The sequence below is a fragment of the Deferrisoma palaeochoriense genome (genome assembly GCF_054656955.1).
In genome coordinates, this window is sequence record NZ_BAAHXI010000098.1 from 1 (window position 1) to 8,721 (window position 8,721).

The window sequence follows — 8,721 nt, forward strand, 5'->3', positions numbered from 1 at the left end:
TGTCTTTGATCTCGACACGGCGCCTCTCTATGGTGTCGAAGAGTCGCTGGAACTTGGGTGCAAGGCGTTCTGCCTGTTGATCTGCCGGAGGGACTCGAATATTTGGCGGTACAGGTCGTCTCTTTGGTCGCTGTCCAAGCGTCGGTCTCGGGAAGAGGAGAAGAGGATAGTTAGCCATCGTAACTTCTTAGTCCTTAACACCGGAGGAAAATCTCTTTTTCCAGTAGTCCAGGCAGGCTTTTGTGATTGCGCGCGGATCTGCGGCCGGTCCGGCCAGTACCATGCGCCGTAAGACATCCAAGCCAAATTCCTCGATTTCGGCAAAGCTAACTCCATTCAAGCTTTGCGCCAGGCTCCGCGCAGAGTGTCCCAGCTCGTGCCCTGTGCGTGCTTGGAACCGGCGAAACCACTCTTCGATTTGCCCTTGGCGGGGCATGGGTAGTTCGAGGCGGAGCTGGAATCGGCGCCATACAGCGCGGTCAAGGAGTTCCGGATGGTTGCTTGCGGCAATGACAACGACATAGCTCGGGAGCGCATCCACCTGAAGTAGCAAGGAGCTGACCACTCGCTTGATTTCGCCGGTCTCGTGCACATCACCGCGTTCCTTCCCGACGACGTCGAACTCATCGAAGAATAAAACGCACTGTCGCGAGCGCGCATATTCAAACACCTGTCCGACTCTCTGAGCGGTTTCGCCGAGATAGCTTCCGATGAGTGCCTCGTAGCGGACCACCAGGAACGGCACGCACAGCGCGTCGGCGATGGCTTCAGCTAGTGACGTCTTGCCGTTGCCGGGCGGGCCGGCGAAGAGGACACGGTGCCGTGGTTCCAGACCATGAGAGCGCAGAAGATCAGCGCGGAGCTGTTCTTCAACGAGTTCACGCACTGAAGTCTCAACGTGTGGAGGTAAAATAAGGTCCGACAACCTTCGCTTCGGTATCAATTCGGCCCAGAGAGGCCCCGAGTGATGTGTGGCCGGAAGCGTTGGCGCCGGCCTCGGGGCCCTGTCCGTTTCGTGTTTGAGTTGTGCGAGGATTCGCTCGGCGAAGATCGTGTGGTTTTTCGCTCTTTCGTCTGCGGCCAACGCCTCTGCGGCCTTCTTCACCAGCGCTTGATCACCACGGGCGGCAGCTCGGATTAGGTGCAGTATCAGATCGGCTCGTGCCATGGATTAGTCTTCCATCCTGTGTAGATGCGGAGGTCATGCGGTTCTTCGCTATGTTTGGGCCCGCCCGAAAATCCGAGGTTTCGCGACCTCGCCCTGCCCGGACCGAGGTACCCCCTGGAGCATTGCGCAAGCCGCCGCCGTTGGCCTTCGCCCCCAGGGGCCTTGCAGGGCCGGCGCCCGGAAGCGAGAGAGACCGTGGGGTCCGGGGCGTCGCCAGGGCCGACGTAGGATGCCATCGCGAGGGGCGAAAAACGCTTGCGAGGCGAGGTGCCTTTGACGCTTCGTCGTCGGGGCGCCGGAGTGCCGGGAAAAGGTACTGTAGGGGGAGCCGGGAGGGCAAGTGAGGCGGGGCGACCCGGGGGTGTGGGGCTAAGCCACGTTAGAGGGGGGCACCGCCCAGGAAGCGGTGCTCGGGCGACTTCTCGTGCAATCGGGGGCAAACGCAAAGACCCCGCCGGGTGTGCCGGCGGGGCCTTTGGCGAAACGGAGTAACCGCCCGGGACGGGCGGGGCGTGTTCTGGCTCCCCGGGACGGACTCGAACCGCCAACCTAGTGGTTAACAGCCACCCGCTCTGCCGATTGAGCTACCGGGGAACGAAGGCGCCCTTTATACGGATCCACCGGGGGCGTGTCAAGGGGCGGAATCCGTCGCGCTCCCGCGGCCTTCCTTGACCCGGCGGCCCGCGGGCCCGTAGCATACCCGATTCCCTGTTTTCACGCGGGGCTTCGGCGGGCGCCGGGGCCCGGGTTTCCGAGGGACGGAGCGCCATGAACGTGGAGAAGCTGCAGCGGGACATCCGGGCCCTGGCCCGGGAGCGCAAGGCCGTGATCCTGGCCCACAACTACCAGCGGGGCGAGGTGCAGGACGTGGCCGACATCACGGGCGACAGCCTGGGCCTTTCGATGGCCGCGGCCAAGACGGACGCCGAGGTCATCGTGTTTTGCGGGGTGCATTTTATGGCCGAGAGCGCGGCGATCCTGTCGCCCGAGAAGACCGTGATCCTGCCCCGCATGGACGCCGGGTGCCCCATGGCCGACATGATCACGGCCGACGACGTACGCCGGATCCGCGAGGAGCACCCCGGGGTGCCCATCGTGACCTACGTGAACTCCTCGGCCGAGGTGAAGGCCGAAAGCGACATCTGCTGCACCTCGGCCAACGCCGTGAAGGTGACCCGGTCGGTGGGCGCGCCCACGGTGTACCTGACCCCCGACCAGAACCTGGCCCAGTGGGTGGCCCGGCACACGGACCAGACGGTGCTCTACTGGAAGGGCTACTGCCCCACCCACCACCGGCTGCGGGCCGCCGACGTGGAGGCCACGAAGGCCCGGTACCCCGGCGCGCCGTTCGTGGCCCATCCCGAGTGCCGGCCCGAGGTCCTGGACCTGGCCGACGCGGTCAAAAGCACCTCGGGCATGATCGAGTGGTGCCGGGAGGTGGAGGCCGACACCGTGATCGTCGGGACCGAGACCGGGCTCTTCCACCGGCTCCGGAAGGACAGCCCGCAGAAGACCTTCGTGGCCCCCTCGGACCAGATGATCTGCCCCAACATGAAGCTCACGAGCCTGGAGGACGTGCTGGAGAGCCTCGAGACCATGGAGAACGTGGTCACCGTGCCCGAGGCGGTGCGGGCCCGGGCCGTGACGGCCCTGGAGCGCATGCTCCAGGCCGGCCGCGACTGAGCGCGGGCGGGCGATACGGCTCGGCCCCCGGCGATCCCTCGTACCCGTCCATGACGACACCCGTTTCCCCGCGCCGCGGCGCCCGCGTTGCCGACCTGGTGGAGGCCCTCCTGGGGCCCGACCAGCCGGTGCGGGCCCAGGGGCTTCGGGGATCGAGCCGGGCCTTCGTGCTTGCCCGGCTCGTCTCGGCCCTGCCCCGAACCTACCTCGTCCTCACCCCCACCCTGTCGGAGGCCCGCCGGCTCGCGGCCGAGGTGCGGTTCTTCCTGGGGGAACCCGAGGTCCCGGAGCACCCGGGCGACGAGCGGGTCGTGGTGCTCCCGGCGTGGGAGACCTCGCCCTTCGACGCGATCCCGCCCCTGCCCGAGGTGTCGGCCCGCCGGCTCGCGGCCCTGGCCCGCATCCGCCAGGGCGGGCCGCTGGTGGCCGTGGCCCCGGTGACGGCCGTGCTCCAGCGCACCCTGCCCCCCGAGGCCCTGGAGGCCGCGGTGCGGAGCGTTGGCGTGGGCGAGGAGGTGGACCGGGACCGGCTCCTGGAGCACCTGGTGGCGGCCGGGTACCACCGGGTGGGGCAGGTGTCGGAGCGGGGCGAGGTGAGCGCCCGGGGCGGCATCGTCGACGTGTTCCCCCCCGGGTACCCGCGGCCCGTGCGGATCGAGTTCTTCGGCGACGAGGTGGAGTCGATCCGGCCCTTCGACGTCGAGACCCAGCGCTCCATGGGCCGGCTGGACCGGGTGGTGCTCCTGCCGGCCCGGGAGGCCCTGGCCGGCGACGGGGCCATCGAGGCGGCCGCCCGGCGGCTCCGGGAGCGGTGCCGGGAGCTGGGGCTCTCGCGGGCGGAGACGGCCGAGGCCCTGGAGGCGTTTCGGACCCAGGCCGGGGGCGTGCTCCGGGAGGTGTTCTTCGCCTACCTCTACGAGCGGCCGGCCGCGGTGTGGGAGTACCTGCCGGCCGACGCGGTGCTCGTGCGGGAGGGCGCGGCCGAGGTGGGGGCCCGGGCCCGAGACGCCCTGGACGACGCCCAAACGGCCCACGATCGGGCCGTGGAGACCGGCCGACCCGTTCCCCGGGTGGCGGACGCCTTTGTCCGGCCCGAGGAGTGGGAGGCCTTCGCCGCCTCGGGCACGCGGCTCGACCTGGAGGAGCTCGAGATCGAGGGCGGCGGGGGTCGGGCCCTCGCGTTTCGCACCCGGTCGAACGACGGCCTGGTGGCCGAACTGCGCCGGCGCCGGGGAGAGCACCTCCTGGAGCCCCTGGTCGGGGCGGTGGAGGCCGAGCGGGCCAAGGGCCACGCGGTGTGGTTCGTGGCCCGGACGGCCGGCGGCGCCCGGCGGCTCGCGGATCTCCTGGGCGGGTACGAGCTCCTCCTGGGAGAGCCCGAACCGTTCCCGGAGGAACCCGTGGCCGATGGCGGCCTTCACCTGGCCGTGGGGGAGCTGGAGCGGGGGTTCGGGTTCCCGGCCAAGGGCCTGTGGATCGTCACCGACACGGAGATCCTGGGCGAGAAGGTGCGCCGCCGCCCGCCCCGGCGGCGGGAGTTCCGCTCGACCCTGGCCGACCTCCGGCCCGGCGACGCCGTGGTCCACGTGGACTTCGGGGTCGGGCTCTACCGGGGCCTGGTGCACCTGGAGGTGGCGGGCGAGGAAGGCGACTACCTCCACCTGGAGTACGCGGGCGGCGACCGCCTGTACCTCCCGGTCACCCGGATCGGGCTCGTCCAGCGCTACAGCGCGCCGGGGGAGGGGCCGGTCCGGCTCGACAAGCTGGGCGGCACGGCCTGGCAGCGCACCCGGGCCAAGGCCCAGGAGGGCATCGAGAAGCTCGCCCACGAGCTCCTGGAGATCTACGCCCGCCGGCAGTTGGCCGAGCGGCCGCCCTACGCGCCGCCCGACCTCGCCTACCGGGAGTTCGAGGCCACCTTCCCCTACGAGGAGACCCCGGACCAGCTCTCGGCCATCGAGGCCGTGATGGCCGACCTTTCCGGCCCCCGGCCCATGGACCGGCTCGTGTGCGGGGACGTGGGGTACGGGAAGACCGAGGTGGCCATCCGGGCGGCGTTCCGGGCCGTGCACGACGGCCGGCAGGTCGCGGTGCTGGTGCCCACCACGGTGCTGGCGGCCCAGCACTTCCACACGTTCCGGCGCCGGTTCGAGGGGCACCCGATCACGGTGGGCATGCTGTCGCGGTTCGTGGGGCCGGCCGAGCAGAAGCGGGTGCTCAAGGGCCTCGAGGACGGCACGGTGGACATCGTGGTGGGGACCCACCGGCTGCTCCAGCGGGATGTGCGGTTCAAGAACCTGGGTCTCGTGGTGGTGGACGAGGAGCACCGGTTCGGGGTGGCCCAGAAGGAGCGGCTCAAAAAGCTCCGGGCCCGGGTGGACGTGCTCACCCTCACCGCCACCCCGATCCCCCGCACCCTGAACCTCTCCCTTTCCGGGGTGCGGGACCTCTCGGTCATCGAGACCCCGCCCGCCGACCGGCTCGCCGTGCGCACGGTGCTGGCGCGGGACGACGACGACCTGGTGCGCGAGGCGATCCGGCGGGAGCTCGTCCGGGGCGGGCAGGTGTACTTCGTGCACAACCGCATCGAGACGATCGGAGAGGTGGCCGAGCGGGTCCGGAGCCTCGTGCCCGAGGCCCGGGTGGGCGTAGGCCACGGCCAGATGAAGGAGAGGGAGCTCGAGCGGGTCATGGAGGCCTTCGTGGCCGGCGAGATCGACGTGTTCGTCTGCACGGCGATCGTGGAGTCGGGTCTTGACATCCCCCGGGCCAACACCATTCTCATCGACCGGGCCGACCGGTTCGGGCTGGCCGACCTCTACCAGCTCCGGGGCCGGGTGGGGCGGTCGAACCTGCGGGCCTACTGCTATCTCCTGGTCCCGGCCGAGGCCGCGCTCACCCCCGAGGCCCGAAAGCGCCTCCAGGTGCTCCAGGAGTTCAGCGATCTGGGCGCCGGGTTTCGGGTGGCCACCCACGACCTCGAGATCCGGGGCGCCGGGGAGATGCTGGGCAAGGCCCAGTCGGGCCACGTGGCCGCGATCGGGTTCGAGCTCTACTCGGAGCTCCTGGAGCAGGCGGTGCGGCGGCTCAAGGGGGAGCCGGCCGAGAGGGCCCCCGAGCCGGAGATCCGGCTCAAGGTGCCGGCCCACTTCCCGGCCGACTACGTGCCCGACCCGGCGCAGCGGCTGGAGCTCTACGAGCGGCTCACCCGGGCCCGGGGCGCGGGTGAGATCGACGAGCTGCGTTACGAGATCATCGACCGGTTCGGGCCGGTGCCGCTTGCGGTGGAGAACCTGCTGGAGATCATGAAGCTGCGGCTGGGGCTCCTGTCGCTTCGGGCGACGTCGCTGGACTACACCGGGGCGAACCTGGTGGTGGCGTTCGGGGAGAGCCCCGCCGTGGACCCGGAGCGGGTGCTCGCCCTGGTGCAGCAGGACCCCCAGGCGTACCGTGTGACCCCGGACCAGCGGGTGGTCTATCGGGTGGGCGAGGTCACGGGACCCGCCGTGATCGCCCACGCGGCCGAGTTTCTCCGGCGCCTCGGTGCGGCCTGGTAGGGAAGACGGCTAGGCGGCTGGGCGGCTAGGCAGCTAGGCGGCTGGGCGGCTGGGCGGCTAGGCGGATGAAAGCGTTCCGGATTCCAACGCGTTCGCCTGTCCCTTATCGGGCTCTGACCCGGAGATACTTCACGCGTTGCGCGGCCCCGGAGGGGCTTTTACGCTCTCGTTTCTGAGATGGTGCGGAGGCCGATCATGTTCGGATCGTGGAAACGATGGATGGCGGCACTGATCGCCCTTGCGGCAACGGCCGGGGGCGCCCGGGCCGCCATCGTCGACGGCGTGGCGGCGGTGGTGAACGACCGGGTGATTACCCTGGGGGAGCTTCGCCGGCTCGCGGCCCTGAAGGAGCGCACCGGCGAGGCCCGGGGGGAGGAGGCCCGTAAGCTCGCGCTGGACGCCTTGATCGAGAAGGCCCTCGTGGAGGCCGAGGCCGAGCGGCTCGGGGTGCGGGTGACCGACGAGGAGCTCGAACGGGCGGTCTGCGACATCTGCGAGCGCAACCAACTCGAGCGGGAGAAGCTGCCCGAGGTGCTGGAGGCCCAGGGGGTGGACTACGACGCGTACCTGGAGGAGATCCGGTCCCAGATCCAGCGGATGAAGCTCGCGAGCCGGGTGCTCCGGGCCAAGCTCGACGTGAGCGACGAGGCCCTCCGGGAATACTATCTGAAGAACGTGGCGCGGTTCCAGGAACCCGACGCCGTGCATCTGGAGCACATCCAGACCTCGTCGCGGGAGGCGGCCGAGGCGGCCCGCAGCCAGGTGTTGGGCGGCGCCCCGTTCGCCGAGGTGGCCCGGGCGATCTCCACCGGCCCCGCCGCGGCGGCCGGGGGCGACATGGGGTTCGTGCCGGTGGACAGCCTGGCGGCCCCCTTGCGAGACGCCCTGGCCGACGCCGAGCCGGGCACGGTCACGCCGGTTCTGGAGATGCGCGGGAGCTACCACCTGTTCCGGGTGGTGGAGCGCCGGAAGGGCCGGGTGCCGGCCTTCGAGGAGGTGCGCGATCGGATCCGGGAGGAGTACTTCCGGGACCGGGAGGAGGAGCTCTACCGCACCTGGATCGGCTCGCTTCGGGAAAAGGCCCGGATCGAGGTGAAGCGGCTGGAAGGGTAGGGGGGGCGGGAGCCAGAAGTCAGAAGACGGAGGACAGGGGGAACGGGGCTGGAGATCGCCGCACACCCGCGGTTCGCGAGGGGAGGCCCGCGAACTCCGCAGTGGGATCGGTTCTCGCAAAATGCCGCCCCCCGATATGAAGTCCGCTCGCAGACGTTGGGGAAGGCGGCGAAGCCGGAACCGAGGGGGGTGGCCTTCTGGCTTCCCAGCCTTCCAGCTTTCCAGCGGTGAACGAACATGCACCAGACCGTCCGGATCGCCGTGACCTGTGGGGAGCCTGCCGGGATCGGGGCCGAGGTGGCGCTGAAGGCCCTGGCGGCCTGCGTTCCTGGCGCGGAGCCCGTGCTGGTCGGCCCCCCGGTGGTCTGGGAACGGGCGGCCAGGCTCGCCGGCGTGGACCTCGGGCCGTGGGCGGTGGAGCCGGTGGAGGCCGAACTGCCCCCGGACTGGGACTGGGGCCGTCCGACGCCCCGGTCGGGCCGGCTGGCGGCCCGGGCGGTCGAGGCGGCCGTGGGCCTGGTCCGCGAGGGAAGGGCCGAGGCGCTCGTGACGGCTCCGTTGACCAAGGCGGGCCTTGCGGCCGCGGGATACCCGTATCCCGGCCACACCGAGATGCTGGAGGCCCTGTGCGGGGGCCGGGCCCTCATGATGCTGGCCGGGCCCCGGCTCCGGGTGGTCCTGGTGACGACCCATTTGCCGCTCGCGGAGGTGCCCCGGGCGGTCACGCGGGAGCGGGTGCTCGATACAATTCGGGGCGCCCACCGGGGGCTCCGGCGGGATTTCGGGCTTCCGGGCCCCCGGATCGGCGTGGCCGCCCTGAACCCCCACGGCGGGGAGGGGGGCCTCCTGGGTTCCGAGGACGCCGAAGCGATCGCCCCGGCCGTCGCGGCGGCCCGGGCCGAGGGCATCGCGGCCGAGGGCCCGGTTCCGGCCGACGTGCTCTTTCACCGGGCGGCCTCGGGCGCGTTCGACGTGGCCGTGGCCATGTACCACGACCAGGGGTTGGGGCCCCTGAAGCTCCTCCACTTCGACGACGCCGTGAATGTGACCCTGGGGCTTCCCATCGTGCGCACGAGCCCCGACCACGGCACGGCCTTCGACATCGCGGGAACCGGACGGGCCAGCGCGACGAGCTTCCGCGAAGCGGCACGCCTGGCCGCCGAGATCGCCCGCCGCCGGGCCGGAGAACCTGAGGATTGA

The 8,721-nt window shown here is 70.7% G+C and carries 5 protein-coding genes and 1 tRNA gene; 4 read left to right on the plus strand and 2 right to left on the minus strand.

From position 1 onward, the window contains the following. Nucleotides 1-187 precede the first annotated feature (187 nt). Both ACYQ8L_RS17425 and ACYQ8L_RS17430 read right to left on the minus strand, forming a co-directional pair. Nucleotides 188-1,168: an AAA family ATPase gene (locus tag ACYQ8L_RS17425; RefSeq protein ID WP_459943093.1), complete on the minus strand. Its 981-nt coding sequence runs from the start codon at nucleotides 1,166-1,168 to the stop codon at nucleotides 188-190. A gap of 518 nt (nucleotides 1,169-1,686) precedes the next feature. Next, nucleotides 1,687-1,762: transfer RNA gene (locus tag ACYQ8L_RS17430), tRNA-Asn, on the minus strand. Between the two features lie 174 nt (nucleotides 1,763-1,936). Between ACYQ8L_RS17430 and nadA the strand changes: the two genes are divergently transcribed. The 4 genes from nadA (at nucleotide 1,937) to pdxA (ending at nucleotide 8,721) form a co-directional block, all read left to right on the plus strand. After that, nucleotides 1,937-2,851, plus strand: a complete 915-nt coding sequence (nadA, locus tag ACYQ8L_RS17435; protein ID WP_459943094.1) for a quinolinate synthase NadA — start codon at nucleotides 1,937-1,939, stop codon at nucleotides 2,849-2,851. A gap of 50 nt (nucleotides 2,852-2,901) precedes the next feature. Then, complete coding sequence (gene mfd, locus ACYQ8L_RS17440) at nucleotides 2,902-6,408, plus strand: transcription-repair coupling factor (RefSeq protein WP_459943095.1); 3,507 nt, start codon at nucleotides 2,902-2,904, stop codon at nucleotides 6,406-6,408. Between the two features lie 219 nt (nucleotides 6,409-6,627). Then, nucleotides 6,628-7,521, plus strand: a complete 894-nt coding sequence (locus tag ACYQ8L_RS17445; protein ID WP_459943096.1) for a peptidyl-prolyl cis-trans isomerase — start codon at nucleotides 6,628-6,630, stop codon at nucleotides 7,519-7,521. A 237-nt stretch (nucleotides 7,522-7,758) separates the two neighbouring features. Further along, a complete protein-coding gene (gene pdxA, locus ACYQ8L_RS17450; protein WP_459943097.1) occupies nucleotides 7,759-8,721 on the plus strand; it encodes a 4-hydroxythreonine-4-phosphate dehydrogenase PdxA in 963 nt (320 codons plus the stop codon).

What these genes read in the sequence shown, in the direction of transcription:
- ACYQ8L_RS17425 (WP_459943093.1), bottom strand. Translation starts at nt 1,168, where the DNA reads ATGGCACGAGCCGATCTGATACTGCACCTAATCCGAGCTGCCGCCCGT.
- nadA (WP_459943094.1), top strand. Translation starts at nt 1,937, where the DNA reads ATGAACGTGGAGAAGCTGCAGCGGGACATCCGGGCCCTGGCCCGGGAG.
- mfd (WP_459943095.1), top strand. Translation starts at nt 2,902, where the DNA reads ATGACGACACCCGTTTCCCCGCGCCGCGGCGCCCGCGTTGCCGACCTG.
- ACYQ8L_RS17445 (WP_459943096.1), top strand. Translation starts at nt 6,628, where the DNA reads ATGGCGGCACTGATCGCCCTTGCGGCAACGGCCGGGGGCGCCCGGGCC.
- pdxA (WP_459943097.1), top strand. Translation starts at nt 7,759, where the DNA reads ATGCACCAGACCGTCCGGATCGCCGTGACCTGTGGGGAGCCTGCCGGG.